The sequence below is a fragment of the Frankia sp. R43 genome, assembly GCF_001306465.1.
Classification (GTDB): domain Bacteria; phylum Actinomycetota; class Actinomycetes; order Frankiales; family Frankiaceae; genus Parafrankia; species Parafrankia irregularis.
This window is the reverse complement of sequence record NZ_LFCW01000002.1, coordinates 99,717-126,539: the sequence shown is the minus strand read 5'-3', so window position 1 is coordinate 126,539 and position 26,823 is coordinate 99,717. Positions and strand designations below refer to the sequence as shown.

At 72.1% G+C, this 26,823-nt stretch carries 21 protein-coding genes; 9 read left to right on the top strand and 12 right to left on the bottom strand.

What is annotated here, in order from left to right; genetic code table 11:
- Positions 1-200: 200 nt before the first annotated feature.
- The gene (locus ACG83_RS08150; protein WP_063793028.1) at positions 201-1,697 is read right to left on the bottom strand and encodes a recombinase family protein; all 1,497 of its coding nucleotides are present in this window, start codon (positions 1,695-1,697) and stop codon (positions 201-203) included.
- Between the two features lie 41 nt (positions 1,698-1,738).
- Between ACG83_RS08150 and ACG83_RS47715 the strand changes: the two genes are divergently transcribed.
- Together ACG83_RS47715 and ACG83_RS08140 are read left to right on the top strand one after the other, a co-directional pair.
- Positions 1,739-2,839: a LysR substrate-binding domain-containing protein gene (locus ACG83_RS47715; protein WP_054565583.1), complete on the top strand. Its 1,101-nt coding sequence runs from the start codon at positions 1,739-1,741 to the stop codon at positions 2,837-2,839.
- 718 nt (positions 2,840-3,557) lie between these two features.
- Entirely contained in the window at positions 3,558-4,895 is a 1,338-nt protein-coding gene (locus ACG83_RS08140) for an HNH endonuclease signature motif containing protein (protein WP_054565582.1), read from the top strand.
- Between the two features lie 53 nt (positions 4,896-4,948).
- On the opposite strand, the gene ACG83_RS08135 is transcribed toward ACG83_RS08140, so the two are convergent.
- Entirely contained in the window at positions 4,949-6,310 is a 1,362-nt protein-coding gene (locus ACG83_RS08135) for a phosphoribosyltransferase family protein (protein WP_054565581.1), read from the bottom strand.
- Between the two features lie 135 nt (positions 6,311-6,445).
- On the bottom strand, positions 6,446-7,609 hold the full coding sequence (locus ACG83_RS08130) for an alpha/beta hydrolase (protein ID WP_054565580.1): 1,164 nt from the start codon (positions 7,607-7,609) through the stop codon (positions 6,446-6,448).
- A gap of 140 nt (positions 7,610-7,749) precedes the next feature.
- Here ACG83_RS08130 and ACG83_RS08125 point away from each other — a divergent pair, with 140 nt between their 5' ends.
- Both ACG83_RS08125 and ACG83_RS42110 read left to right on the top strand, forming a co-directional pair.
- A complete protein-coding gene (locus tag ACG83_RS08125) occupies positions 7,750-8,511 on the top strand; it encodes a helix-turn-helix domain-containing protein (protein ID WP_054565579.1) in 762 nt (253 codons plus the stop codon).
- Between the two features lie 10 nt (positions 8,512-8,521).
- Positions 8,522-9,439 (top strand): hypothetical protein, encoded by a 918-nt coding sequence (locus ACG83_RS42110; RefSeq protein ID WP_083473090.1) that lies wholly within the window; start codon positions 8,522-8,524, stop codon positions 9,437-9,439.
- Here the strand turns inward: ACG83_RS42110 and ACG83_RS08120 are convergent.
- Entirely contained in the window at positions 9,329-10,702 is a 1,374-nt protein-coding gene (locus tag ACG83_RS08120; RefSeq protein ID WP_083473089.1) for an aminotransferase class I/II-fold pyridoxal phosphate-dependent enzyme, read from the bottom strand. The genes ACG83_RS42110 and ACG83_RS08120 overlap by 111 nt on opposite strands.
- A gap of 381 nt (positions 10,703-11,083) precedes the next feature.
- Entirely contained in the window at positions 11,084-11,587 is a 504-nt protein-coding gene (locus ACG83_RS08115; protein WP_054565578.1) for an Hsp20/alpha crystallin family protein, read from the bottom strand.
- A gap of 373 nt (positions 11,588-11,960) precedes the next feature.
- Between ACG83_RS08115 and dnaK the strand changes: the two genes are divergently transcribed.
- Genes dnaK through clpB form a run of 5 tightly spaced genes read left to right on the top strand, consistent with a single transcriptional unit; the run spans position 11,961 to position 18,701 of the window.
- A complete protein-coding gene (dnaK, locus tag ACG83_RS08110; RefSeq protein ID WP_054565577.1) occupies positions 11,961-13,925 on the top strand; it encodes a molecular chaperone DnaK in 1,965 nt (654 codons plus the stop codon).
- Positions 13,918-14,586, top strand: a complete 669-nt coding sequence (gene grpE / locus ACG83_RS08105) for a nucleotide exchange factor GrpE (protein ID WP_054565576.1) — start codon at positions 13,918-13,920, stop codon at positions 14,584-14,586. Before dnaK ends, grpE begins: the two co-directional genes overlap by 8 nt.
- Positions 14,583-15,626: a DnaJ C-terminal domain-containing protein gene (locus ACG83_RS08100; RefSeq protein WP_054566484.1), complete on the top strand. Its 1,044-nt coding sequence runs from the start codon at positions 14,583-14,585 to the stop codon at positions 15,624-15,626. The genes grpE and ACG83_RS08100 overlap by 4 nt, the downstream gene beginning before the upstream one ends.
- Before the next feature lie 16 nt (positions 15,627-15,642).
- Positions 15,643-16,068 (top strand): chaperone modulator CbpM, encoded by a 426-nt coding sequence (locus ACG83_RS08095; RefSeq protein WP_054565575.1) that lies wholly within the window; start codon positions 15,643-15,645, stop codon positions 16,066-16,068.
- The gene (gene clpB / locus ACG83_RS08090; RefSeq protein WP_054565574.1) at positions 16,059-18,701 is read left to right on the top strand and encodes an ATP-dependent chaperone ClpB; all 2,643 of its coding nucleotides are present in this window, start codon (positions 16,059-16,061) and stop codon (positions 18,699-18,701) included. Before ACG83_RS08095 ends, clpB begins: the two co-directional genes overlap by 10 nt.
- Before the next feature lie 36 nt (positions 18,702-18,737).
- Here clpB and ACG83_RS08085 read toward each other — a convergent pair whose 3' ends face one another.
- From ACG83_RS08085 to pdhA, 7 genes are all read right to left on the bottom strand, one after another.
- Positions 18,738-18,962 (bottom strand): hypothetical protein, encoded by a 225-nt coding sequence (locus ACG83_RS08085; protein WP_054566483.1) that lies wholly within the window; start codon positions 18,960-18,962, stop codon positions 18,738-18,740.
- A 147-nt stretch (positions 18,963-19,109) separates the two neighbouring features.
- Positions 19,110-19,955: a pentapeptide repeat-containing protein gene (locus ACG83_RS08080; protein WP_054565573.1), complete on the bottom strand. Its 846-nt coding sequence runs from the start codon at positions 19,953-19,955 to the stop codon at positions 19,110-19,112.
- 285 nt (positions 19,956-20,240) lie between these two features.
- Entirely contained in the window at positions 20,241-21,683 is a 1,443-nt protein-coding gene (locus ACG83_RS08075; protein ID WP_054566482.1) for a CaiB/BaiF CoA-transferase family protein, read from the bottom strand.
- A gap of 54 nt (positions 21,684-21,737) precedes the next feature.
- Positions 21,738-22,685 carry a prephenate dehydratase gene (gene pheA, locus ACG83_RS08070; RefSeq protein ID WP_054566481.1) on the bottom strand — a complete coding sequence of 316 codons (948 nt, stop codon included), beginning with the start codon at positions 22,683-22,685 and terminating at the stop codon, positions 21,738-21,740.
- A gap of 83 nt (positions 22,686-22,768) precedes the next feature.
- Positions 22,769-24,352, bottom strand: a complete 1,584-nt coding sequence (locus tag ACG83_RS08065; protein ID WP_054566480.1) for a dihydrolipoamide acetyltransferase family protein — start codon at positions 24,350-24,352, stop codon at positions 22,769-22,771.
- Positions 24,353-24,357: 5 nt separating this feature from the next.
- On the bottom strand, positions 24,358-25,341 hold the full coding sequence (locus tag ACG83_RS08060; RefSeq protein WP_054565572.1) for an alpha-ketoacid dehydrogenase subunit beta: 984 nt from the start codon (positions 25,339-25,341) through the stop codon (positions 24,358-24,360).
- Entirely contained in the window at positions 25,338-26,534 is a 1,197-nt protein-coding gene (gene pdhA, locus ACG83_RS08055; RefSeq protein ID WP_054565571.1) for a pyruvate dehydrogenase (acetyl-transferring) E1 component subunit alpha, read from the bottom strand. Before pdhA ends, ACG83_RS08060 begins: the two co-directional genes overlap by 4 nt.
- Between the last annotated feature and the right edge of the window lie 289 nt (positions 26,535-26,823).

Sequence of the window (26,823 nt, the reverse complement as noted above, 5' to 3'; positions counted from 1 at the left end):
GGGCGGGCTGCCGATCACCCGCGATCGACCGGCCCGGTTACGCGGCGGCGGCGGCGTTCTACCTCCGGTGACAGTCGGCTTGCGGTGCTCTCTGCGGAGGAATGGGGGCGGGTGCAGGCGGCTAAGGCTCCGGTGTGGTCGGCGGAGAAACGGCGGCGGGTGGCGGCGTTGCTGGGCCTGGTCCTGGCGGAGGACGGTGGCTAGTCGCGCCAGACCAGTTCGAGCAGATCGGGATTGAACGGCTTGCCCTTACCTGCTGGGTGCACGACCACGGCGTGCAGGTGCTCGGAGATGATCGCGCGCTGGTGGGGCAGGGTGTAGTCGTCCCATTCGGCCCGGATGTCGGCGGGGCGGGAATGGGCCTTGGCGGCGGCTACCTGGTAGGCGTTGCGATCGGCGACTAGTCCGCGTTCCTGCTCGCGGAGGTCGGACAGCACGGTGAAGTAGTCCTGCGGGTCGATGCGGCGCGGGCGGGCTGTCCAGGCCGCGTTCGTCTCCTCGATCGTGGTTCGGACGTCGTCCAGTTCGGTTTGCCGGCCCCACGGGGCGATGTCGGCTGTGGCCTGCGCGGTCTCCAGCTCGACTTTCGCGAAGACTGCGGCAAGGACGTGTTGCTCGGTCAGGGGCCCGTTGCGTGCGACGCGTCCGCATCCACCGTTGGTGACGGCGTAGCACTGGTAGGTGTTCGACTTGCGGGTTCCGGCGGGTGGGCAGCATCGCATGGCCCCTCCGCACAGCCCGCATCGCAGGATCGCCGTGAGTAGGTAGCGGCGGGCGTTGTGCCTGGCGTCGCCGTTCGTGCGGTCGCCGATGATGGCGGTCAACGCTTCCCATTCCTCCACGCTGATGATCGGTTCCCACTGGCCCACGACGGGCACGGTGATCGTCTTGCCGTCCTGGCGGATCCGGCGGGTGACGACTTCCATCCGCTCGGAGATCTGACCGTGCTTGTTCACCGTCTGCACGCCCCGGCCACGCAGACCGCAGATCCGTGGATTCCGCAGGATCTTCACCAATGTGGCCTTACGCCACCGGGCCCCCCGGGCAGTCAGGAAACCGGCGTCGTTCCACTCCCGGATGATCGCGGCCACCGGTACACCGGCCAGAATCCTCCGGATCGCGGCCTGAAGCGGCTCGGCCTCGGCGGGCTCTAGGGTGCGTTTGTCGGCCTTCCAGCCGAACGGGCGGCGTGAACCGACCGGTACGCCCCGTTCGGCCTGCTGGCGGTGCGCTCGCTTGACCCGCCGTGAGGTGTCCTGACTCGCTTTGTTCGCTGAGACGGCCTGCGCGCGGGCGTTCGCCCGGCCATGATCCGTTGTGAGATCAACACCAGGGCCCACGATCGGACGGCCGTACAGCTCCACGACCTCGATCGCGTCTTCCAGGTCGCGCAGGTCTCGGGTCAAACGGTCCAGGTCGTAGACCACGGCACCGTCAATCTCTCCGGCGCGTAGGTCGGCGAGCATCCTGGTGTAGTCCGGCCGGATCACCCGCAAGACCATCGTGCCGTCCGGCTGCACGACCCGCTTCTTACGCCACGCGCTTTTCTTGTCCTCGTAGACCTCCACGACCTCACCGCCGAACTCTTCGGCGTAGTCGTGGCCGTCTTCGTCCTGGCGCTCTAGCGCGTCGTCACCCCCGGTGAGCTGCGAATACCGGCGGTACAAGCCCAGTTTCAGTCCGTCCAACTTTGTCATGTTAAAAGGCTACTTCGTGTGCCTTCCCCGTCGCCGAGGAACTGCACTTCCGGCGGGCCGCCGACCGGCTCGGAATCGCTCAGCCCCCGCTCTCCAGGGCGATCCGCGACCTGGAACGTCAGTTGGGTGTGCGGCTGCTCGAACGCACCACCCGCTCCGTCGTGCTCACCCCGGCCGGCGAGGGCCTGCTCCGGGACGCCCGGATCGCCCTCGACGCGGTCGGTGCCGCCGCGGCCCGAGCCCGCCACGCCGGCCTGCCCGAACCGCGGCTGCGTCTCGCGCTCAAAGCCGACTACGACGCCGGCCTGCTACCGCGGATCATTGCTGCCTACGAGCGTGCGGACGTGGCCATCCCGGTCGATCTGATCCTCGGCGGGCGGGATGAACAGGCCCCGGCGCTGCGGGAGGGCCGGGCCGACGTCGCGCTGCTTCCCGCACCTTTCGACGATCGCGACCTGGAGTTCGAGCCGCTGCTGACCGAACCCCGCCTGGTGGCGCTGGCGGCGACCGACCCGCTCGCCGCCCGCCCCGACCTGTACCTGGCCGACCTCGCCGGCAGGCTCCTACCGGACGGATCGCCGGCCGACCAGGCCGACTCGAGACTGGCCGACCATCCCAGCCGTGTCCCTCCGGGAGGCCCTCTCGTGCGGGGCCCTGCTGTGGGAAGCCCTGCTGTGGGAAGCCCGGGGGCGGGAGGCTTTGGCGTGGGAGGTCCGGGGGTGGTCAGTGGGGCCGGCGGGTACCGGCCTGCGGCGGCTGACACTCCGTCCCCGGCTTCGTCCGTCGCTTCCGTGGCGGCTCCGGCGGTGCTTCCGGCCGCCGACCGCCCTCGGGACCTCGCGCAGATCTTCAGCCTGGTCGAGCTGGGAAGGATCGTCTGGTTTCCCCCTGCCTCGCTGGTCCGGCGCCACCCCAGGCCGGACATCGCCTACCGGTCTGTCCGCGATCTTGCTCCTTCCACCCTCGCCGTGGCCTGGCCGCGAAACTCCCGCTCGCCGGCTGTCGCAGCCATGGTGCGTGCCGCGATAGACGTCGCCGCCACTGTCACTGCCACGTCCACATCCGGCCCACCTTTTGCCCCGGCATCCGGCGGATTCGCCTCCGCTTCGGCGACCTCGGCCTCTGCATCCGCTTCCGGGTGAGCGCCGGCTTCGCCGCAAGAACGGCGACGCCGTGGCCGAAAGGTCGGGCGAAACGCCGGGTACCGACGTAGCCTGCAGGCGAGTGCACCACCCGCGCCGGAAACCGTCATCGCTCCAGAGTCCGTTCATGACGAGTTGGGGCCCAGCTCGAGCGGACCGGAATTCTTCCGGCCCGCTTCACCGAAAGTTGGTTGATGGGGCGGTCGGATTTTCGACGCCTGACGATAGTCCTTCAGATGCTGAAATATCTTGGGGGCTAACAAGTCGATTCCTTCGGTGGAATACGGCGAGATTTCATGCGAGTTCACCGGCTGGGTTGATGTGCAGCCCGCAGGCAGTTATCTCCGGGAGGGTAGGGGCGTTCCGTATCTTCGTCGAGGTCTACCTCAAGGTCGGTCCGCAGGGCGAATCGGCGCACTGGAGATAGACGGCTATCTGATCGATTTCTGAAGATTTAACCTATTTAGTGGTGTTCCTGTTCCGGTGTCGCCGGAGGGCCTCGGCTTTTCATTGATTACCCGCCGAAATTCGGATGTGGGATCCGTGCTTGATGCGAGGTTGCCGGCTGGGGATCTGTCTGTCAAGGCGGTCTGGGTGGCCGGTGAACTCGTTGTGTCCTCCGTTCTCCGGCTCGTTCTTCGCGGTCGTTTCCGGGTTTAGCATCACCAGTGTGATCGAACGCCCGTTCGATGTGTTTCCGGACCGGAGGTGTGGTGCCATGGCCCCCCGCACGCCCTCGATCGTCATCAACGCGACCGACCCGACCGACCCGACCGGCCCGCCGGTTCCCGGCGGCGGGCCGGAGGTGGGGGTTCCGGTCGCTCATCGGGTGTTCGAGGGGTGGTTGAGCGAGTGTCTGGAGCGGCTTCGGGTGGCGGTGGCGGGGATCGCGGCGGCGCAGGCGGTGGCGATCCGGGTGCAGGCGGAGCTTGCCGCGGCCCGGCCGCCGGAGGGGTATGACGAGCTGGGTCTGTTCGGTTCGGTGGTGGCGGGTGAGGTGGCGGGGGTGATGCGGATCTCGACGGGGTCGGCGGAGTGGCATCTGGATTTCGCCGATCAGGTGGTCCGCCGGATCCCGGCCGGGTTGGAGGCGTTGGCGGCGGGGGTGTTGGACCTGCCGCGGCTGACGTCGTTGGAACGTGCGACCGCCCCGTTGGATGTCGGGCTTGCCGGCCGGGTCGTGGACCACGTCCTCGCGAAGGGGCCGCGGGCGCATCGGAGGTCGTTCACGGCGGCGTGCCGCCGGGGGGTGATCAAAATCGATCCGGAGGGTGCGGCGCGGCGGTCTGAGGAGCGGTGTCGGGAGCGGCGGGTGTGGGTGGAGCCGGAGGAGGACGGGATGGCGGTGTTGGGGGCGTTGCTGCCCGCGGACGGCGCGTTGGCCTGCCGGAAGCGGATCGAACGGATCGCCGACGCGACGATCGTGGACAGGGCCGAAGAGGACGGTCGGAGTCGGGATGAGGTGCGTGCGGACACGTTGATGGATCTGATCCTGGGCCGGTACGGGCAGCCCGGGCCGGCGGGTGCGGCAGGTGCGGATGTGCAGGTGATCGTTCCGATCGGGACGTTGCTCGGCCTGGACGCCGATCCCGGTGAGTTGGTGGGGTACGGGCCGATTCCCGCGGTGGTGGCGCGGGAGATCGCGTCACGGCCTGCGTCGACGTGGCGGCGGATGCTCACCGATGGGCTGGGCTCTCTGGTGGAGCTGGGAGAGCGGCGGTATCCGAGTCCGGGGCAGAGGCGTCATGTGCAGGTCCGGAACCCGTGTTGCACGTTTCCGCATTGCACCCGTGGGGCGTGGCGTTGCGATCTGGACCACACTCGGCCGTACGCCGCGGGTGGGAAGACGCTGGTGGAGAATCTGGGGCCGTTGTGTCGGCGGCATCATCGGGTGCGTCATCACAGTCGGTGGCGGGTGGTCCAGCCTCGGCCGGGGGTGTTCTGCTGGACGAGTCCGACCGGCCGCCGCTATGAGGTCCGACCGCATTCGTATCTCGACGGGGAGAGCACCACCATCGACCACGGCACCACCACCGAAAACGATCAACCGTGGTGAGTGGCCTGCGCGTGCGGGTGGTGCCGGGCCGCCTACTCGTTTCGGCAGGTCCGCTAGCTGGAATGTCCGACCAGGGCCAGATGGTGGACGAACCAGTCACGGGCCAGCACCGCCACCGCCTCCAGGGCGCCCGGCTGCGTGAACAGGTGGGTGGCAGCAGGTACCACCGCGAGGCGGCTCTCACACCGCAGCTGACTCTGCGCTTCCCGGTTGAGGTCGAGCACGAGCTCGTCGCGCTCACCCACGATCAGCAGTGTGGGGGCGGACACCCGAGCCAGCCGGGATGCAGCCAGGTCTGGTCGCCCGCCGCGGGAGACGACAGCGGTGACTGGCGGGCCGAACTCGGCTGCCGCCCACAGAGCCGCCGCGGCGCCGGTACTCGCACCGAAGTATCCGACGGGAAGGTAGGCGATATCGGGCTCCTCACGCAGCCAGCGGGTGACGCGGATCAGGCGGCGGGCGAGGGTGTCGATGTCGAACACGTTCTCCCGGTCGAGTTCCTCCTCGGGCGTGAGCAGGTCGAACAGCAGAGTGGCCAGGCCGGCGTCGACCAGGACGTCGGAGACGTACCGGTTGCGTGGGCTTTGGCGGCTGCTGCCGCTCCCGTGGGCGAACACGACCAGACCGTGCGGATGGTCGGGAACGGTGAGATCGCCACTCAGTTTTGTCGTGTCTGTTGGAATTCGGACCTCGACGGCATGCGCCGGCGATGCGCCACCGGTCCTCGCGGTGCCTGCGGTCCCGTTGGCATGCACGGTGTGACCGGCCGCCGGGGCGGCGATGAGGGCGGCCCGATGCAGCAGGTCGGTGACCTCTTCATCCGCGGTCTGGGTGAAGTCGACGTAGAAGGCGCCGATGGCGAAGAACTCGTCCGGGGTGGCCAGGCAGACCACCTCCTCGGCGAACTGGTGCAGCCACGCGATCCGTTCCGGCGGACCGACGGGGGCGGCGAGGACAACCCGGGTGGCGCCGGCAGCCCGGACCGCCTGGCAGGCAGCGGCAGCGGTCGCGCCGGTCGCGATCCCGTCGTCAACCACGACCACGGTGCGGCCGGCCAACGGCGCCCGGGGCTGCGATCCACGGAAGCGTCGGATCCGGCGGTCCAGCTCCACCCGTTCGCGGGCTTCCACCGCGTGGAGATCGGCCGGGGTGATGCTGGTCAGCAGCCGGGTCTCGTCGTTGACGACCAGCACGCCTCCCTCGGCGATGGCGCCCATCGCCAGTTCCGGCTGCACTGGTACACCGAGCTTGCGGACGACGATGACGTCCAGCGGTGCGCCGAGCGCCCGGGCGACCTCGTAGGCGACGACGACACCTCCTCGCGGAAGACCGACGACCACCACCTGCTGGCCGCGGAGATACGCCAGTCGTCGGCCGAGTTCCTGCCCCGCATGTTCGCGATTCTGGAAGAGCATCTCGCCCCTCCCTTCCACCCGCTGACTGCTCCTGCGCCGCGCAAAACCCCCGTTTCTTCCTGCCCCGCTGTCTGGCGTCGGAACGTCGGAGCGGCACTGGGCTGACAGGCGGCTCGGCTCGTGCGCTCAGCTGGTTCAGCGGTTCAGCGCGCGGAGCACGTAGTCGACCGCGGAGATCGGCGGGGTCCTGCCCTCTCCCCAGGTGGCGGTCGCGTCGAGGCCCACCTGCTCGGCGCGTTCGGAGAGCGCACGGGCGTGCCAGGGGTGGTGGAACATGACGTCGGCACCCAGCGGCAGAGCCTCCGGCGTTCTGGTGTTCGCCGCCCAGAAGGGGACGTCCGAGGCGTCCATCAGGCCGAGCATGTCGACGTTGTGCCGATAGGTGACGATGTCCGGCCGGGTGACGTCGCCGAACTGCTTGATCCCGTAGAAGGCGAGCATGCGCCTGCCCTCGGGGACGGCTTCGATGAGCTTCATGAGACCTGGTTTGAGCTGGTCGGCGTAGTCGGCGAAGACGTCGTCACCCCACCGCACGATGTCGTAGGTGGCCTGGGTCTGGTTCACCGCGACGGCCTGTGGCCGGGTCGACATCCGGGCGACGGGGTCGGTGGAGTCCGGGTCCGCGAGGTCGTCGTGGAAGCCGAGCCACAGCGCGGTGCCAGCACCCGCCGAGTTACCGAGGAGGGCGATCCGGTTCGGATCGATGCCGAACGAGTCCGCGTGGTAGCGGATGTACTGCAGGCAGCGCGCCACGTCGGTCATCGGTTTGATGACACCCTCGTCGTCCTCGGCTCCGAGAAGCCGGTAGTTCATGCTGGCGACCGCCGTCCCGGCGGACAGCAGCCGCGCCGGGGTCGAACCGGTGGCTGCGGGGTCGTCGAACCCGTTCGTCCAGAAAGTGGACTTGTCCCCGTTGATGAACCCGCCTCCGTGCAGATAGATGACGAGCGGCACAGCGGACGCAGCGCCAGCAGGGGCAGGGGCCGACGTGGACGCCGACGCGGTCGCGGATGTCCGCGCGGATGCCGGAAGCGCGATGTCGAAGGCGTTGAGCCGGTCCGCTCCGCAGGAGACGTCGGTGGCGAACCGGACGTCGCTGGCGGTGCCGGTGTCGAACGAAGGGCCGGCGAACGAGATTTCCAGTGGCGCTGGCCGGGGAGTCGGCGCGGCGGCCCGGGAGTCCGCCATCCCCGCGGTGCGCGCGGAGTCCGGTTGGCTGTCAGTCGAGGAGCCGCAGGCGGCCAGCCCGCCGGCCAGGGCGAGACCGGTCATGGCGGAGAGAATCCGGCGTGCGTTCATCCGTGGTCTCCTCGAAGCTGGGCCGGAGAATGAAGGGACCATACTCGGCTGGAACCGGTCCTATGTGGGTCGGCATTGCTGATACCGAGATTCCGGGCGTCTGGCTTCGGGTGTGACGTGTGATTGCATGCCGTGAGGTGATGTCGGTGTACCGCGAATATCAGCCACCCGGTGCCGTGGCGCCGGTGGTGGCCTGCCTGTGGGAGCAGGAGCCGGCCGGTGACCACGTCCAGCGGGTGGTGCCGGACGGATGCGTCGATCTGATCTGGCTCGCCGGGCGTGAGCTGGTGGTGGCGGGGCCCGACACCCGTTTCCGCGACGTGGCGCTGCCTGCGGGGGCGTTGTCCTCCGGCGTCCGGCTGCGTCCTGGCGCTGCAGGCGTGGTGCTCGGTGCCCCCGCGTGCGATGTACGTGATCTCCAGATCGATGTGGATCTTCTCTGGGGTGGTCAGGCGTCCCGGAACGCGGGCGACAGCACGGCCGAGCTTCGGGGCCGGCTGGCCGAGGCTGCCCCGGCGCGCAGGTTGGAGCTGCTGGTAGACGTGGTGACCCGCCGGGCCACGGCCCGCCCGGACCCGCTGGTCCGGGCCGCGGTGCGCCACCTTACGTATCCGGGCGCGCGGGTCTCGGTCGTCGCGGCGGAACTCGGGGTCGGCGAGCGTCAGCTTCACCGCAGAATGCTGGGTGCGGTCGGATACGGCCCCAAGATGTTCGCCCGGGTCGCGCGGCTGAGACGGCTGGTGACACTCATCCAGGGGCCAGACTCGTTCTCCTTCTCCTTGGCATCCGTCGCCGTCGCCGCCGGCTATGCGAGCCAGTCGCACATGAACGACGAGGTCCGCCGCCTGACCGGGACCACGGCCGTCCGATTTCTGGAAGACGCCACCGTGACCGCGGCCTAACGTCACCCGCATGCCTGTCGACATCGCATCCGCCGAGCAGTTCGTGCTGGCCAACGGCCGCCTGCTGGAGCGGCACATACTGGCCCGGCTCCTGCACGGCGCGCCGGCGGCGCTGGTGCTGGACGCGCTGCGTGCCTACCGCAACGCGGACGGCGGCTTCGGGCACGCCCTCGAACCCGACGTCCGGACCCCGGGCAGCGAGCCGACCGCGGCCCTGCAGGCGATCGAGGTGCTCGCAGCCGCGGGCGCGCCGGCCGATCCGATGGTGGCCGGCGCCGCTGCCTGGGTGGCGGCGATCGCCCTTCCGGATGGCGGTGTGCCCTTCGTGTTGCCCGGTGCGGCGGCCCATCCGCACGCGCCGTGGATGGTGCCCAGCGAAGGAGGATCCCAGCTGACGTTCGCGTTCGCGGGTGCTCTGGGGCAGCTGCTCTCCGGTGTCGAGCCGCGCGCACGCGCCGCCGATGCCACGCGGATGTGGCTGGAGCGTGCGACCGAATGGTGCTGGGCGGCCCTGGCGGATCCGGAGTCGCTCGGCGGCTACGTGCTGAAGTTCGCGCTGGACTTTCTCGACCGGGCACCCGACGCGGAACGCGCCAGGCGATCGATCGAGGCACTGCGGCCCCATATCGGAGCCGACGGCTCGGTTCCGGTGCCCGGCGGCATCGAGGGCGAGCGGCTGACCGCGCTGGACCTGTCCCCGCGGCCAGGGCTGCGCAGCCGGGCCCTGTTCAGCGACGAGCAGATCGGTGCAGGGCTGGACCAGCTCGAACAGGGGCAGCGCACGGACGGCGGGTGGACATTCGGCTGGCTCGGATGGTCACCGGCGCAGACGGTGGAATGGCGCGGCATCGTGACGGTGCGCGCGATCGTCACCCTCGCCGCCCACGACCGCATCCCGCACCCGGCCCTCGCCGCCGCGCACCCCTGACGCCACGCCGGTGGCGACAGCGGCAGCCATCAGGTCCCGCCGCGCCGCGGGCAGTCCGGGGTAGGCCGGGAGGAAGATCAGGCCGGCGAGCACCTGGGCGGCGCCCGGCGGCGCGGGTTCGACCGCGGCGATCTGACTGGTGGCGGGGGTCGCGTCGATGCCGGCGGCGCGCAGCTCACGGACCACGCGATCCGGGTCGTCAACGGTGACGGGGAAGACCCAGTGGGTGTGCTGCGGCGCGGCGGCACCCGGGCGAAGCACCCCCGGGCCGAGCGCGGCGGCGAATGCCTCGCCGGCCTCGGTGCGGCGGCGCAGCCGGTGCGAGGGGAACCGGGCCAGCCGCCGGGCGACGGTGCGGGCCAGCGCGTCGCAGGGCCTGCGCCGCAGCCACCGGGTGAAGCCGGGTTCGTCCCGCGGCACCCGGGAACGCACCAGAGCGGTCGGGTCCAGCCGCCCCCCACCGAACAGGAGCCCGTACGGCACCGGATGGGACGCGACGAGCGCCACCAGGCAGGTGAGCACCTTCGATGCGTAGGAGCGCCGGGACTGTTCGGGCCAGCCGTCCTGCCGGGCCCGCATGGCGGCGGCGAGCCCGGGCGGGCGTACCCAGGCGACCGCTCCGCCCATCGCGGTCGCGGTCTTGAGCAGCCCGAAGCTGAACAGGGACACGTCGGCCTGCGGATCACCCCGGTCGTCCGGTCCCTGGAGGGACTGCGCACAGTCCTCAACGAGGAGAAGACCGTGGTCGCGCGCTGCCCGCGCGGCGGCGTCCATCGATGACCGTGCGCCGAAGAGGTGCGTGACGACCAGGACCCGGGTCTGCTCGGTGATGGCCGCGTCCAGCGCCCGCTCGTCAACGGCGAGGGTGTTGGGGTCGATGTCCACCGGGACGGCCCGCAGTCCGTGCAGCTCGATGAGCCGCACCATGTCCGGGTGGGTCACCGCGGAGATCGCGACCTCGCTTCCGTGGGGAACCTCGGCGGCGCTAAGCAGCAGGTGGAAGGCGGACCGCACCGACAGGCACAACAGGCCGTCCTCGAGCTGTCCCCACCTGGCGGCTCCGGTGCTGGCACCGGTGGTGAGCCGGGATCCGGAGACGTCCGCCGACCGGCGGCGGGTGCGGGACCAAGTCCCGGTAGCCCCGATGGCCCCGATGGCCCCGATGGCCCCGATGGCCCCGATGGCCCCGATGGCCACGGCGAGCAGGGCGGCCAGGACGTCAGCCATGGTCGCGTCGATGCGGTGACGGACGAATAATGCCACGAACAGGTACTTATCACCCGCACCGGAAGCGGTTCAGCGGGGTGGAACAAGGCCGGTCGGGCCCACAGATCCGAGCCCTCTCCGACCGCTTCTTGATCCCGCGTAAGCGCGTGTGCTGCTCGTCGACACCGGCTTTCCGGCGGCGGCGCTCCCGTGGGGTGCGCCGTCCTCCCTGGTGTTCTGGACAGCGGTCTCGCAGCTTTTGCGGGATGACGCGGTACCGCGCGGTTGCGCTGTACGAGGGTGTTGTCGCTGATCGGGAGCGGGTGCTCGGGCCCGATCACCCTTCGACGCGGAACGCCAGGGCGTTGCTCGCCGAGGTGTCCGCTTCGACGCCCGGCGAAGCCTGACCCCGATCTGGATGCCCCGCTCCCGGGAACGTCACGTCGTTTCCGTGGACGTCTCCGTGGACGTCGGCTCGGAGACGCTGATGTGGCGGGGCTGGCTGCGGTGGGCCTTCGGCAGGCGCAGTGTCAGGACGCCGCAGTCGAGGCTGGCGGTTGTCGTATCCGGGTTGACCTCGCCGGGGACGGCGATCGCGTGCTCGAAACGACCGGTGCGCCGGCCCTGGCGGCGTAGGGTTCCGCGGGCTTCCCGTTCCCTGACCTCGCCACTCACCGTCAGCTCGTTGTCCCGCAGGTCGATCGACAGATCCTCGGACCGGACACCGGGCAGCTCCAGCTCCACGATGAAGGCGTCGTCGGTCTCCTCGATGTCCAGGCCGGGCGTCCGGCCGGCCAGGACGCCGTAGGGCCGGCGTTCGCCTCCGACGACGTCACCGAGCAGGCTGCCCATTCGGCTCCAGGCGTCCTCGATCTCGCGGAACGGGTCCCAGCGGACGGTCGGGAGCGGTCGGTCGCCCCCGGCGCGCACAGGATGAGACATGATCGTGGTACCTCCCTCGATGCCCTCGGTCGGCTACCTGGCGATGGTCTGTCCGCGCCGTCCGACCGGCAACTCGGGCGGGCGCAGGCGGCCTGATCGGCCTGATCGGGTACGGCAGGAGCCGCTACGGCCCACCGAACGCTCGCCGAGTTTTGGGGCGGCAACCAGTGGTATCGCACAGTCAGGCGCCATCGGTCCGGTGAGACAGCATCGGCGGGTCCGGTGACACAGACGACGGCGGCCGGTGATCGTGGTTCTCCCACGGGTGCTGGAAAACCCGCGAGCCAGGTGCGCGCCCGTGACGGCTTTCGGCGGCAACCGCCCGTTTTCGGTGGCAACGCTGCGCAGGACGATCCCCCAGCGGGAGGACATTGTGGGAAAGGCTGTTGGAATAGACCTGGGGACGACCAACTCGGTTATCGCGGTCGTCGAGGGCGGTCAGCCGACCGTCGTTCCCAACTCCGAGGGCTCGCGCACGACACCGTCGGTGGTCGCCTTCACGGAGAGCGGCGAGCGGCTGGTGGGTGAGCTGGCGCGCCGGCAGGCGATCCTCAACCCGAAGGGCACGATCACCTCGGTGAAGCGGTTCATCGGCCGCCGTTACAGCGAGGTGGCCAGTGAGCTCAAGACCGTCACCTTCGATCTGGAGCCGGGAAAGGACGACGCCGTCCGGATCGCGGTGCGCGGGCGCCGGTACGCGCCCGAGGAGATCTCGGCGATGGTGCTGCGCAAGCTGGTGGACGACGCCGGCCGGTTCCTGGGGGAGCGGGTCACCGAAGCGGTGATCACCGTACCGGCCTATTTCAACGACGCGCAGCGACAGGCCACCAAGGACGCCGGCCGGATCGCCGGCCTGGAGGTCCTGCGGATCATCAACGAGCCGACTGCGGCGGCGCTCGCCTACGGGCTGGAGAAACGGTCACATGAGACCGTCCTGGTGTTCGACCTCGGCGGCGGCACGTTCGACGTCTCGGTTCTCGACGTGGGTGACGGCATCGTCGAGGTGCGGGCGACGGCGGGTGACACCCACCTGGGCGGCAACGACTGGGACCGCCGCCTGGTGGACGTCCTCGCGGACGACTTCGCGAAGACGTCCGGTATCGATCTGCGTAAGGATCCGCAGGCGCTGCAGCGGCTGTTCGAGGCGGCGGAGAAAGCCAAGATCGAGCTTTCGTCGGTCACCCAGACGCAGGTCAGTCTGCCTTTCATCACGGCCGACGCGAACGGTCCCCAGCACCTGAGCACGACGCTCACCCGGGCGCAGTTCGAGGCGAGCACGTCCGACCTGCTGGAGCGGTGCACACCCGCGCTGCGCCAGGCGATGAAGGACGCGAAGACCGCGGAGCAGGACATCGACGAGGTCATTCTGGTCGGCGGTGCGACCAGAATGCCGGCGGTGCAGGCCGCGGTGCGCCGGTTCACGGCCGGCAAGGACCCGAACATGACCGTCAATCCGGACGAGGTCGTCGCCGTCGGTGCCGCCGTGCAGGCCGCGGTGCTCAAGGGCGAGGTGTCCGACGTGCTGCTGCTCGACGTCACCCCGCTCTCGCTCGGAGTGGAGACGCTCGGTGGTGTGAGCACCAGGGTGATAGAGCGCAACACCACGATTCCCGCCCGGCGCACGGAGACGTTCTCGACAGCCGAGGACAACCAGTCGGCCGTCGACATCGTGGTGTTGCAGGGCGAGCGTGAGATGGCCGCGGACAATCGGACGCTGGGCCGTTTCCGGCTGGAGGGAATACGCCCGGCGGCCCGCGGCGAGGCCCGTGTGGACGTCACCTATGACATCGATGCCAACGGCATTCTGAAGGTCACCGCGAAAGACGCCGACACCGGCGCGGAACAGCAGATCACCATTTCCGAGAACACGAACCTGCCGTCGGAGGACATCGAACGGATGGTCGCCGACGCCGAGCGCAACCGTGCGGAGGACGCGGCGCTGCGCGAGAACGCCGACGCCCGCAACCAGCTCGACACGATCGTCTACCAGGTGGAACGTCGGCTGACGGAACTCGGCGACGAGGTGCCGGTGCACGAGCGGGCCCGTGCCGATCAGCTGATCACCGATGCCCGCCGGGCGCTGGAGGAGCGGGCCGATCTCGACCGGGTCCGCCCGCTGGTGAACGATCTTCAGCAGGTGCTCTACGGCCTGCCGTCGGCGGCGGCGCGGGAGACGGCGTCGGCGCCGAGCGGCGGTCGCTCCGCGGGAACAGGAGCGGGAACGGGAGCCGGAGCGGCCGGCGGGCCCGGTGAGGCTGGCGGGGCTGGTGCTGGACGGGGCGGCGCGGAAGGTGACGATGTGATCGACGCCGAGTTCACCACCCGCGGCGATGACTGAGAACGGGCGTCCCGAGAAGGCACCGGCGGCGCCGGACCTGGCGGTCGAGCTGGAGGAATGCCGGGACCGACAGCTGCGGACGCTGGCCGACTTCGACAACTTCCGCCGCCGCACCGGCCGGGAGCTGGCGGCGGCCCGGACCGCCGAGCGGGACCGGGTCGTGCTCGCCTGGCTGCCCGTGCTCGATCACCTTGAGCTGGCACTGTCGCACGCGTCCGCTGACCCCGGCTCGCTGCTCGACGGGGTGCGCGGGGTGCGCCAGCTCGCGCTGGAGGCGCTGCGCCGCTGCGGTGTCGTCCGGCTGGACGACGAGCACGGCCCGTTCGACCCGAATCGGCACGAGGTGGGCGCGGTGGTCGACATCTCGGCCACACCGGACCCGCCACCCGCCGGCACCGTGATGGACGTCCTGCGTTCCGGGTTCGCCGCGGACGGCCGGGTGCTGCGGCCCGCGTCGGTCGCGGTGAGCGCCGGCCCGCACACGGGGACGCCACAGACGCCGCAGACAGCGCAGGCGCCACGTGCGCCGCAGACGCCATGGACGGTGGGCCGTCGGCCGGAAGCACCGCGGCCGGAATCGCCGCGGCCGGACGGGCCGAGGCCGGCGGGGCCGAGGTCGGCGGGACGACCGGCCTGGACGCCGCCGGGGACGTCGCCGTGAGCGGCGGCGCGACCGGCGCGACCGGGGCGACCGGCCAGGACTTCTACGAGGTCCTCGGCGTTCCCAGGGACGCCGACGCGGACGCGATCCAGCGGGCGTACCGCAAGCTCGCCCGGAAGTACCACCCGGACATCAACTCCGATCCGTCGGCCGAGGAACGGTTCAAGGATCTGTCCGAGGCGTACGACGTGCTCTCCGACCCGGGTGCCCGGGCCCGCTACGACCGGTTCGGCGCCGACTTCCGCCGCGTCCCCGAAGGGGCGGAGCACTGGGCGGCAGGGGCGCGGGCCGGCGCCCGCCGAGGCGGTCGGGCCGGGGCCGGTGGAGCCGGTGGGGGAGCCGGCCAGCGGTTCGGTTTCGAGGACGCCGAGGGCTTTCGCGGCTTCGACGGGGGATTCGGCGGCGGCTTCGAGGGGTTCGAGGGGTTCGACATCGGCGACCTGTTCGGCATGGGCGCGCATGCCTTCTCCCGCCGGCGGGGCGGTGCCGGCCCGGTGCCCGGTGCCGACCAGGAGGCGGAGATCCAGGCCACCCTGAGCGAGGCGTACCACGGCGGGCGGCGCCGGGTGACGCTACCGGGCGCCGACGGCCCGCGGGAGATCGAGGTGACGATCCCCGCGGGCATCCGCGACGGCCAGCGGCTGCGGCTCGCCGGCCAGGGCGGGCGCGGCCGGGGCGGCGGGAGCGCCGGCGACCTGTACCTGGTGGTGCGGCTGCTGCCCGACCCGCGGTTCCGGGTCGAGGGGCGAGACGTCCACACCGAACTGCCGCTGACGCCGTGGGAGGCCGCACTGGGGACCACGGTCAGCCTGGGCACGCCGGACGGCGAGCGGGTGAGCCTCGCCGTGCCGGCGGGCACCTCCAGCGGCCGCCGGCTGCGCCTGCGAGGCCGGGGCCTGCCCGGACGGAAACAACCGGGCGGCGGTGACCTCTACGCGCAGGTTCGGATCATGGTCCCGGCCAGCCCGACGGAACGTGAGACGGAGCTGTTCCGCGAGCTCGCCCGGGATTCCTCCTTCAACCCCAGGGAGGCGGCATGACGGTGAGGGAGGCGGCATGAACGCGCTGCTCGTCCGGGTCCAGCCGCGGGGCGACCGTCCCGCGGGCAGCGGCCCCGACAGACCCGGTGGCCCCGACAGACCCGGTGGCCCCGACCGCCCTGGCGGCGCGGACCGTCCCGGCGGCCCCGACCGCCTCGAGCTCGACGCGTTCTGCGCCGTGACCCACCTGCATCCCGACCTGGTCCGCAGGCTGGTCGCGCTGGGCCTGCTCGACGCCGAGACCGACCCGGGTGGCCGGTACGTCCTGGAAGCGCGGGCGGTGGCCCGCGCCGGGCGCATCGAACGGCTGCGGCGCGATCTCGGGATCACCTACACGGCGTCCGGGGTCGTGCTCGACCTGCTCGACCGCATCGACGATCTGGAACGGCTGCTGCGAGCCGACCGACCCGCCCGAGGCGAGGTGCTGCATCGATGGACATGAATCGGCTGACCGAGAAGTCCCGCGAGGCGCTGGACGAGGCCCAGGCCCGCGCCGTCCGGCAGGGCAACGCCGAGGTCGACGGCGAGCATCTGCTCGCCGCGCTGCTCGAACCGTCCGAAGGCCTCGTCCGGCGGCTGGTGGCGGATGTCGGTGCCGACCCGGCCGCGCTGGCGGAGGCGGTCACGGCCGAGCTGGACCGGCGGCCGCGGGTGTCCGGGCCGGGCGCGCGCCCGGGCGAGGTGTACGTGACCCAGCGGATGGCCCGCCTGCTGGACACCGCCGCCCGCGAGGCGGCGCGGCTGCGTGACGACTACGTCTCGGTGGAGCATCTCGCGCTCGCCCTCGCCGAGGAGGGCCCGACGACCGCGGCCGGGCGTCTGCTGACCGGCAGCGGTGTGACCAGGGAGAAGCTGCTCGCCGCCCTCACCGGGATCCGTGGGAACCAGCGGGTGACCTCGCCGAACCCGGAGGCGACCTACGAGGCGCTGGAGAAGTACGGCCAGGACCTCGTCGCCGCCGCGGCCGAAGGCCGCCTGGACCCGGTCATCGGGCGGGACGCCGAGATCCGCCGGGTGATCCAGATCCTCTCCCGGAAGACGAAGAACAACCCGGTGCTGCTGGGTGACCCGGGGGTGGGCAAGACGGCGATCGTCGAGGGCCTCGCCCAGCGCATCCACCACGGGGACGTCCCCGAGGGGCTGCGCGACCGGATCGTGTTCCAGCTGGACCTGGCGGCGCTGATCGCCGGGGCGAAGTACCGCGGGGAGTTCGAGGAGCGGCTCACCGCGGTGCTGGCCGAGGTCAAGGCCGCGCAGGGCCGGATCCTGCTGTTCGTCGACGAGCTGCACACGGTCGTCGGTGCCGGTGCGGCCGAAGGCGCGATGGACGCCGGGAACATGCTCAAGCCGATGCTGGCCCGCGGCGAGCTGCATCTGATCGGCGCGACCACGGTGGAGGAGTACCGCCGGCACATCGAGTCCGACGCCGCGTTCGAGCGCCGGTTCCAGCCGGTGGCGGTCGACGAGCCGTCCGTCGCCGACTCGATCTCGATCCTGCGCGGGCTGCGGGAACGGTTCGAGATCTTCCACGGGGTGCGCATCCAGGACGGCGCCCTGGTGGCGGCGGCGGTGCTGTCGCATCGCCACATCAGCGACCGGTTCCTGCCCGACAAGGCGATCGATCTCGTCGACGAGGCCTGCGCCATGCTGCGCACCGACATCGACTCCATGCCCGCCGCCCTCGATGAGACCACCAGACGGGTCACCCGGCTGGAGATCGAGGAGGCGGCGCTGGCCAAGGAGGACGACCCGGCCAGCGTCGCCCGGCTCGACCAGCTCCGCAAGGAGCTCACCGACCTGCGGGCCGAGGCGGACGCCATGCGGGCCCGGTGGGAGTCCGAGCGCCAGGCGATCCGCCGGGTGCGGGACCTGCGCGAGGAGGTCGAGCAGGTACGCCGGCGCGCCGAGGAGGCCGAACGTGCCTACGACCTGAACACCGCCGCCGAGCTGCGCCACGGGAAGCTGCCCGACCTGCGCCGGCGCCTCGCCGCCGAGGAGGACCGGCTCGGCGGGCGCCAGCAGGGCCAGCCGCTGCTGCGCGAGCAGGTCACCGAGGACGAGATCGCCGACATCGTGTCCCGCTGGACGGGCATCCCCGTCACCCGCCTCGTCGAGAGCGAACGGGAGAAGCTGCTGCGCCTGGACGACATCCTGCACGAGCGGGTGGTCGGCCAGGACGAGGCCGTCGGGCTGGTCGCCGACGCGGTCATCCGGGCCCGGGCCGGCATCCGCGACCAGCGGCGCCCGGTCGGATCGTTCCTGTTCCTCGGCCCGACGGGCGTCGGGAAGACCGAGCTCGCCCGCGCGCTGTGCGAGGCGCTGTTCGACTCCGAGGACGCGATGATCCGCATCGACATGAGCGAGTACCAGGAGCGCCACACCGTCAGCCGGCTCATCGGGTCGCCGCCCGGCTACGTGGGCCACGAGGAGGGCGGCCAGCTCACCGAGGCCGTGCGCCGCAAGCCGTACAGCGTCGTTCTGCTCGACGAGATCGAGAAGGCGCACGCCGACGTCTTCAACACGCTGCTGCAGGTCCTCGACGACGGCCGGCTCACCGACGGCCGCGGCCGCACGGTCTCCTTCTCCGACACCGTCATCATCATGACCTCGAACATCGGCTCGCAGTGGCTGCTCGACGGGGTGGGGCCGGACGGGGACATCGACGAGGAGGCCCGTTCCCGGGTGACGGCCGAGCTGCGGGAGCGGTTCCGGCCGGAGTTCCTCAACCGGCTCGACGAGACCGTGCTGTTCAAGCCGCTGACCCTGGTCGAGATCGAGCGGATCGTCACCCTGCTTCTCGCGGACCTGCGCGTCCGCCTGGCCGAGCGTCGGATCACACTGGAGATCACCGACGAGGCCCGGGAGTTCATCGCCCGGGAGGGTTTCGACCCGGTGTTCGGCGCCCGGCCGCTGCGCCGCTTCATCCAGCGGGAGGTCGAGACCCGCATCGGTCGGGCCCTGGTCGCCGGCGAGGTGGCGGACGGGTCGGGTATCGTGATCGACCTCGCCGGCGAACATCTGGCTCTCGCTCACCAGGCACCGCGCTCGGCTGCCGTCGCCGTCGGCGGCGGGTGAGCCCGTGGTCAGCGGTCCGTGAGTCGTGAGCCGTGGTCAGCGGTGCGTGACGACCCGGGCTGAGGATCTGGCCGGGTGGTGCAGCTCGTTGTGGGTGTTGGCCCAGGCGTAGGCTTCGGCCGCGACCCGGGTGAACGACGCCGGCCCGAGCCGGCACTCGGTGCACGAGACACCGAACAGCCGGCTCAGCGTCCGCCCGCCGAAGGTCGGGGCCGGATCGTCGTCACGCGCCGCGTCGGGGCGGCGCCGGAACAGGCCCATCAGGCCGACCTCGGAGCACACACCGTGGTCGTGCGCCGCGGGTTCAGCTTCATCAGGCTCAGCCTCATCAGCAGATCGTAGGACGAACCCGTCTCGGACTCGACTGGTAAGGCCGAAGCGTCATGCGAGGAAGGGAACCGGCGCGGGTCAGCGCGCGGAGCCGTCGACGACCTCGAACACGTCGGGGGAGGTCCGATGGGAGGCCGAGCGCACCCGGTGAGCCCACTCGTCGCGGGGCCAGGTCGTCGTCGTGGACCAGCGCAGTCGATCAAGCCGGGCGGCGCAGAGGACAGCCTCGCCGAGGTCGGTGTCACGGACGTCCGCCCCGCGCAGATCGACGCGGAGCAGGCGCGCACCGGCCAGCCGGAGCCCACGCAGGTCCGCCCCCCGCAGGTCCGCGGTGTCCAGGACGGCGTCCGTCGCATCGGCGCCCCGCAGGACCGCACCGCGCAGGACGATCTCGGCGGCATCCGCTCCCCGCAGGTCGGCGCGCCCGAGAAAGGCGCCACGCAGATCGGCCCGGCGCAGGTACACCCGGCCCAGATCGGCGCCGCGCAGGTCCGCGCGGCTGAGATAGGTGCCGACGAGCAGCGCCCCGTGCAGGTCCGCGCCGGACAGCGCGGCGCTGCTCAGGTCGGCGTCCCGCAGATCGGCACCGCGCAGGCACGCCCCGCGCAGGTCCGCTCCGCGCAGGTCGGCGCCGCTGAGGAAGGCCCCGCGCAGGTCTGCCCCGCGCAGGTTCCGGCCGGTGAAGGTCCGGCCGGCCAGGTCGGCGCCAGCACGGCCGGCCCCCGCCTCGGAGCGTCCGGCCCCGGTGGTTCCGGTGGTTCCAGGGGTTCCAGCCGTTACCGCGGCACCAGCGGGCCGTGCGCGGATCGCGGCGAGGAGCCCGGTGAGTGGGTGGCTCCACCACGCTGACGTGACGGGTAACTCCTCCGACGGCCGCACCGCCTGGTACGGCCGAAGCGCCCCGTTGTGCTCGTCCCGCGTCATAGACGGTGAGATTAGCCACATTGTGGCTGACAGGGGAGTAGTTGCGCCCAACCGATCGTCTGGCCGCCACCGCCCGGGATCTTGGTCGCTGGGGAGCCGACAGCAACTCGCGAGCTCAGGGTTGCCGCCGGGATTGCTGTTGCTGCCGGGCAAGAGCGAAGGATATTGGCTCTTGGAACGACCAAAATCCTTCACTCTTCCGGCGAGCCGAGCCCGAGCCCGAGCCGAGCCCGAGCCGAGCCCGAGCCTGGGTGGGTCGGGCCGCCGGGCACGGGGGAGCTGCTGTCAGAGGATCGCGCCATGTTCCTTGAGGCGCAGGATCTCCTCCCAGGTCAGCCCGAGTTCGAGCAGGACGTCCTCGGTGTGCTCGCCGTGTTCGGGCGCGCGGGTAGGGCTTCCTGGACGTCCGTCGAACTGCACGGGGGTCGTGACCATCGGCATCCCGAAGCCGCCGCCCGTCTGGACCTCGGTGACATAGCCGTTGGCGGCCACCTGCGGATCATCGTGCACCTCACCCGGATGCTGGGTGACCGCCCATTCGCCCCCGAATCCGGCGAGGGCCTCCCGCCAGGCCGCCAGCGGGCGTGCGGCGAAGATCGCGTCGAGCTCGTCGACGCAGGCGGGGGCGTTGCGGCGGCGGGCGTCGAGGTCCACGAAACGCGGGTCGGTGGCCAGGTCGGACCGGCCCAGGGCATCGCAGAGCGCGGGCCAGTTGCGGTCCGGGGACAGCATCATCAGCGCGACGAAGCGGCCGTCGGCGGTCCGGTACGGCAGCATCAGCGGATTCCAGGCCCGGCGCCGGACGGACCGGGCGCCGGTGGAGCCGCCAGGTTCCGCGGTGCCGTCTGGTTCCTCCGCGGTGCCGCCGGGATCTACGGTGCCGCCGGGATCTACGGTGTCGCCAGGCTCCGCGGAGCCGCCTGGTTCCAGGCTGCCAGCCGGTTCCAGGCTGCCACCCGGTTCGGTGCTGCCGTCCGGTTCCGCGGAGCCGCCGGCGGGTTCCGCGGCTGAGCGTTCGGCCTGGTCGATCCAGGCGTTGATGATGTCCGGCTGAACCTGCCAGAGGCCCGCGGCCAGCAGTGATCCGTCGACGAGCGCGCCCTCCCCGGTCGTCGCCCGGCGGTACAGGGCGGCGCTGACCCCGCCGGCCAGTGCCAGCCCGGCGACCAGATCCCCGAAGGCCGGCCGCGGCGGCCCCGGCCACTGCGCGTCCGCCGTGCCTGCCGCACCCGCCGCACCCGCCGCACCCGCCGTGCCCGGTGCGCCGAGCAGGTGCTGCATGCCGCTGCGGGCCCAGAACGCCCCGGCGTCGTAGCCGCCGCGGTGCGCGTCCGGCCCGCGGGCACCGAACGCGCTGGCCCGGACGTAGACGATCGACGGGTGCCGCCCGCGGATGTCGTCGACGTCGATGCCCAGCCGGCGCCGGGCGCCCTCACGCAGGTTGGTCACGAACACGTCGCTGCCGGCCAGGAGCCGGTCGAGCAGCTCGCGTCCCCGCGGGTGGGTCAGGTCGATGCCGACCGACCGCTTCCCCCGGTTCGCGGACTGGAAGTAGGGATCGACTCCCCGGTACTCGGGATGCAGGCCGACGGTGGTCAGGGCCCGGTAGGGATCGCCCGTCCCGGGATGCTCGACCTTGACGACCTGGGCACCCCATTCGGCCAGGACCGCGCTCGCCACCGGCCCGAACACATGGGTGGCGACCTCCAGCACGCGCACCCCGGACATCGGGCCGCCACCGACCACGCCACCCACCCCCGTTCCCCGCCGCGGTCTCCCAGGTCAGGGCTCCGTGTTGTCGCCGAGACCGTGCAGGCACCGGGCGAGCCAGTCCGCCGCCAGCGCGAACCTCCGCTCGGCCCGGCGGGCCTGCATCGTCGCGTCCGCCCGGTCCGCGCGTTCGTATGATCCCAGGTAGCGGATTTTGCGGCTGATGCGGTGCAGGCCCATCAGGGCCTCGCTGACCGGCCGGTCGCCGATGTGGCCCTCGGCGTCGATGGAGAAGCAGTACCGGCCGAGGCCCTCGCCAGTCGGCCGGGACTCGACCCGCAGCAGGTTGACCCCGCGCACGGCCCATTCCCGCAGCACCTCCAGCAGCGCGTCGGGGCCGTCGGCCTCCGGCCACACGACCACCGAGGTCTTGTCCCGGCCGGTCGGCGCCGCGGCCCGGCCCGGCGGCCCGAGCAGGACGAAGCGGGTCGTCGCGGTGGCGGCGTCGTTGACGTCGGTGACCAGGGCCTCCAGCCCGTAGCGGCGCGCGGCGAACTCGCCGGCGAAGGCGCAGTCGTAGCGGCCGTCCCGGACCAGCCGGGCTCCCTCGGCGTTGGACGCCGCCGACTCCCACACGGCGTGCGGGAGGTGCCGGGCGAGCCAGCGCCGCACCTGCGCCTGGGCGACCGGATGACCGGTGACGCTCTTGACGTCGTCCAGGGTGGTGCCCGGACGTACCAGCAGCGCGAAGCTGATCGGTAGCAGGACCTCCCGACGGATCGTGAGCGGCTGGCCGGTGGCGAGCTCGTCGAGGGTCGCGGTCACCGGCCCCTCCACCGAGTTCTCGATCGGCACGAGCGCCGCCGCGGCGTCGCCGTCGCGTACGGCGTCCAGTGCGGCGGCCACCGTCGCGGACGGGAACAGCTCGTGGGTGGTGGCCTCGGGCAGCGTGCCCAGCGCGGCCTCGGTGAAGGTCCCCTCCGGCCCGAGGTAGGTGCATCGCTGCGGGTGAGCAGGCAAAAGATCCTTTCCCGGACGGGGCCGGCGGCGGCTGTCGCCTGCCTGCCGGGGAACGTCGAACACCGGCAGGACCGGGCGGGTCGTCAAAGGAACCTCAGCAGGCGGGCGGGCGCCTCGACGGCGTCCGCGACGAACCGCAGGAACGATCCCGCTGTCGCCCCGTCGCAGACCCGATGGTCGAAGGTGAACGACAGCTGTGTGACGCTGCGGACCGCCAGCGCCCCGTCCACCACCCACGGCCGGGGGATGATCCGGCCGATGCCGATCATCGAGGTCTCGGGGTGGTGGATGATCGGCGTGGCACCGTCGACGCCGAAGACGCCGTAGTTGTTCAGCGTGAACGTGCCGCCGGCGAGGTCGGCGGGGGTGAGCCGGCCGGCCCGGGCCGCCGCGGTCAGCCGGGTGATCTCGGCGGCGAGTGCGGCGGTGCTGCGGGCGTGCGCGTCACGGACCACCGGGACGACCAGGCCGCGCGGCGTCTGCGCGGCGAAGCCCAGATGGACGGCACCGTGGCGGCGCACCGCGGTCGCCCGCCCGTCCAGATCGGTGACGACCTGGGAGTTCAGGTCGGGAAAGCGCAGCAGCGCGGCGACGCAGATCCGCGCGATGATCGCGAGCAGGCCGATGGGGCCGTCCGCCGGTGCAGCACCGTCCGCGGCCCCGGCTCCGGCGCCGGTGCCCTCGTTCAGCTCCTTCTTGGCCGCCAGCAGGGCGGTCGCGTCCGCATCGACCCAGCAGGTGGCTTCGGCGACCTCGCGCCGGCTGCGGACGAAGGTCTCCGCCGCGTGCCGGGCCAGCGGGCTGAGGGCGACGACGGACGGTTCCGCGGAACCGACGGGCCCGGTGATCGCGCCCGTCCCGGCGCCCGTCCCGGCGCCCGTGCCGGCCCCGGCTCCGGCCGGCGGCTGGGTGGACGTCGCCGGCTGGCCGGATGCCGCCGGATGCGTGGATGTCGTCGGCTGCGCGGACCGGCTGGCGGCGATGGCGCTTTCGACATCCCCACGGCGGATCAGGCCGTCCGGTCCGCTGCCGGTGAGCCTGGTCAGGTCGATGGCGTGGTCGCGCGCGAGCCGGCGGACCAGCGGTGAGATGACCTTGGCGCCCGTCCGGGGCGGCGGCGCACCGGTCACGGCCGCGGTGCTGCCCGCGGTGCCGAAGCCACCGAGCTCGTCCCGGACGCCGTACCCGACGAGCACGCTGCCCGAGCCGCCACTGCCCGGGCCGCCACTGCCCGGGCCCCCGGAATCGGGACCGCCGGCGTCGGGCGCGGCAGCCAGGCCGACCGAAGCCTGCGCCGGGGCGACCGAAGCCTGCGCCGGGGCGACCGAATCCTGCGCCGGGGCGACCGGATGCTGTGCCGGGCCGACCGGAGGCTGCGGCGGGCCGGCCGGCGTCTCGCCCGCGGCGGCCTCGTCAACGGCCTCGCTGACGGCCACGGTGACCAGGGGCGCGCCGACCGGGAGCTGGCTCCCGGCCGGCCCGGCCAGGGAGGTGATCACACCGCCGTGTGGGCAGGGGACCTCGACGACGGCCTTCGCCGTCTCGACCTCGGCCACCGGTTGGTCGATGACGATCACGTCCCCGACCGCGACGAGCCAGCGGACGATCTCGGCGGAGGTCAGTCCCTCCCCGAGATCGGGCAGGGTGAAGGTGCGTACCGCGGCCACGGAGGTCACTGCTCCCATTGGAGTCGGGCGACGGCGTCGAGGATCCGGTCCACGCCGGGCAGGTAGTGATGTTCGAGCAGCGGCGCCGGGTACGGGATGTCGAGCCCGGTCACCCGCAGCACCGGGGCGGCCAGGTGGTGGAAGCAGCGTTCGGTCACCCGGGCGGCGATCTCCGCACCCATCCCGGCGAACCCGACCGACTCGTGCACCACCACGGCACGCCCGGTGGCGCGCACCGCCGCGCAGACCGTCTCGTCGTCGAACGGCACCAGCGAGCGCAGGTCGACGACGGCGAGCTCCAGGCCCTCGGCGCTGGCGGCCTCGGCGGCCCGCAGGCACACCGGCAGTGACGGCCCGTAGGTCAGCAGGGTCGCGTCGGTGCCGGGCCGGCGCACCACCGCCTGGCCGATCGGCGCCACCGCGGTCGGAGGGAACCGCTCGCTGGACCAGTACAGGCGCTTGGGCTCCAGGAAGACCACCGGGTCGTCGGAGGCGATCGCGGCGCGCAGCAGACCGTAGCCGTCGGCGACCGTCGCGGGCGTGACGACATGCAGGCCCGGGGTGTGGGCGTAGTACGCCTCGCTGGAGTCGCTGTGGTGCTCGACCCCGCCGATGCCGCCCCCGTACGGGATCCGGATCGTGACGGGCAGCGGCAGCCGGCCCGCCGTGCGGTTGCGCATCTTGGCGACATGCGACGCGAGCTGCTCGAACGCCGGGTACGCGAAGGCGTCGAACTGCATCTCCACGACCGGGCGCAGGCCGTACATGGCCATGCCCACGGCGGTGCCGAGGATGCCCGCCTCGGCCAGCGGGGTGTCCAGGCAGCGCTGGGTCCCGAACTCGGCGGCGAGCCCGTCGGTGACCCGGAAGACGCCGCCGAGGGCGCCGACGTCCTCACCCAGCAGGTGCACGTCGGGGTCCTCGCGCAGCGCGTCGCGCAGCGCGGTGTTGAGGGCCTGCACCATGGTCGTTCCGCCGGCGCCGCTCATGCCCGGGCCTCGGTGTGCGTCGCGGGGATCGCGGGGGTCGTGGGGGTCGCGGCCTCGTCCGCGAGCCGGGTGGCCAGGGCCGCGGCCTGCTCCCGGAGCTGGCTGGTCGGCTCGGCGTAGACATGGGCGAACAGGGAGCGCGGGTCGGGCTCCTCCGTCCGCGCCACCGCGGCCCGCATCGAGGCGGCCAGCTCCTCGGCGGCGGCGGTCACGGCGGCCAGGCCCGCGTCGTCGAGCAGGCCGGCGCCGCGCAGGTGCCGTTCCAGCAGCGTGAGCGGGTCGCGGGCGCGCCAGGCCTCGACCTCCTCGGACGTCCGGTAGCGGGTCGCGTCGTCCGCGCTGGTGTGCGCGTCCAGGCGGTAGGTGACGGCCTCGACGAGGACCGGGCCCCGGCCCGACCGCGCGTGCTCGACGGCGGCGCCGAGCACGGCATGCACGGCGGGCGCGTCGTTGCCGTCGACCAGACGGCCGGTGATGCCGTAGCCGACCGCCTTGTGCGCCAGCGTCGGCGCCGCGCTCTGCCGGGCCAGCGGCACCGAGATCGCGTAGCCGTTGTTCTGCACGAGGAAGACCACGGGCGCGTTGAGCACCCCGGCGAAGGTCAGCGCCTCGTGGAAGTCGCCTTCGCTGGTCCCGCCGTCGCCGATCAGTGCGAGCGCCACCACGTCGTGACCACCGCCCGGATCGCCGGCGGCCCGCAGCCGGGCCGCGTGCGCGAGCCCGACCGCGTGGCAGGCCTGGGTCGCCAGCGGGGTCGACAGCGGGGCCGTCCGGTACCGGCGCGGGTCGTAGCCGCAGTGCGTGTGACCTCTCATCAGCGCCAGGACGTCCATCGGCGCCACGCCCCGGGCCATCACCGCGAGGGTGTCGCGGTAGGTGGGGAACAGCCAGTCCGTCTCGCGCAGCACCATCGCGGCGGCGATCTGGCACGCCTCCTGCCCGGTGGACGACGGGTACACCGCAAGGCTGCCCTGCCGGGCGAGCGTGGTGGCCTGCTGGTTGAAACGGCGCCCCAGCACCAGGCGGCGGTGCAGATCGCGCAGCAGGTCGGGGTCGACCGTGCCGGCCGCCTCCGTTCCGAGCACGCGGACCGGCTCACGCTCGGGCAGCAGCGGCGCGGCGTCGCGCCGCGGGCCGTGGGAGCTCGGCTGCCCGGCGAGCCCGGGGGTGGTGTTGGCGTCGAGGATCGTCAAGGTCCACCTTCGGCGGTTGGTGGCGGAGGCGGTTGTGGTGGCGGACCAGAACTGCGGCGGTGGTCGGTCGCTGCCAACCGATTTTCCGCCTCGGGTGCGGGGGCGGATCGTGTTCAGAATCACCCTGGGGCCTGGGCGGAGCCGTGCCGGAAATCGCCGGAGAATGGTGTGGCCGGCCGTCGGAAGAAAGCCCGGGGAACTCGGGAAGCTGCCGGAAAAGAAGGTCGCCGCTGCGGCTGAAACCGATTTCCGTTGCCGCGCCGGGTTCGTCCCGAACCCGGCGCGGGCA

Bases quoted from the DNA above. Each gene is read 5' to 3' on its own strand.
- ACG83_RS42110 (WP_083473090.1), top strand. From the start codon at position 8,522: ATGCCTGTCGACATCGCATCCGCCGAGCAGTTCGTGCTGGCCAACGGC.
- ACG83_RS08075 (WP_054566482.1), bottom strand. From the start codon at position 21,683: ATGTCCGGGGTGCGCGTGCTGGAGGTCGCCACCCATGTGTTCGGGCCG.
- ACG83_RS08130 (WP_054565580.1), bottom strand. From the start codon at position 7,609: ATGAACGCACGCCGGATTCTCTCCGCCATGACCGGTCTCGCCCTGGCC.
- clpB (WP_054565574.1), top strand. From the start codon at position 16,059: ATGGACATGAATCGGCTGACCGAGAAGTCCCGCGAGGCGCTGGACGAG.
- ACG83_RS08095 (WP_054565575.1), top strand. From the start codon at position 15,643: ATGAACGCGCTGCTCGTCCGGGTCCAGCCGCGGGGCGACCGTCCCGCG.
- ACG83_RS08115 (WP_054565578.1), bottom strand. From the start codon at position 11,587: ATGTCTCATCCTGTGCGCGCCGGGGGCGACCGACCGCTCCCGACCGTC.
- ACG83_RS08080 (WP_054565573.1), bottom strand. From the start codon at position 19,955: ATGACGCGGGACGAGCACAACGGGGCGCTTCGGCCGTACCAGGCGGTG.
- ACG83_RS08140 (WP_054565582.1), top strand. From the start codon at position 3,558: ATGGCCCCCCGCACGCCCTCGATCGTCATCAACGCGACCGACCCGACC.
- ACG83_RS08125 (WP_054565579.1), top strand. From the start codon at position 7,750: ATGTCGGTGTACCGCGAATATCAGCCACCCGGTGCCGTGGCGCCGGTG.
- ACG83_RS08060 (WP_054565572.1), bottom strand. From the start codon at position 25,341: ATGAGCGGCGCCGGCGGAACGACCATGGTGCAGGCCCTCAACACCGCG.
- ACG83_RS08150 (WP_063793028.1), bottom strand. From the start codon at position 1,697: ATGACAAAGTTGGACGGACTGAAACTGGGCTTGTACCGCCGGTATTCG.
- ACG83_RS08135 (WP_054565581.1), bottom strand. From the start codon at position 6,310: ATGCTCTTCCAGAATCGCGAACATGCGGGGCAGGAACTCGGCCGACGA.
- grpE (WP_054565576.1), top strand. From the start codon at position 13,918: ATGACTGAGAACGGGCGTCCCGAGAAGGCACCGGCGGCGCCGGACCTG.
- ACG83_RS08085 (WP_054566483.1), bottom strand. From the start codon at position 18,962: ATGGGCCTGTTCCGGCGCCGCCCCGACGCGGCGCGTGACGACGATCCG.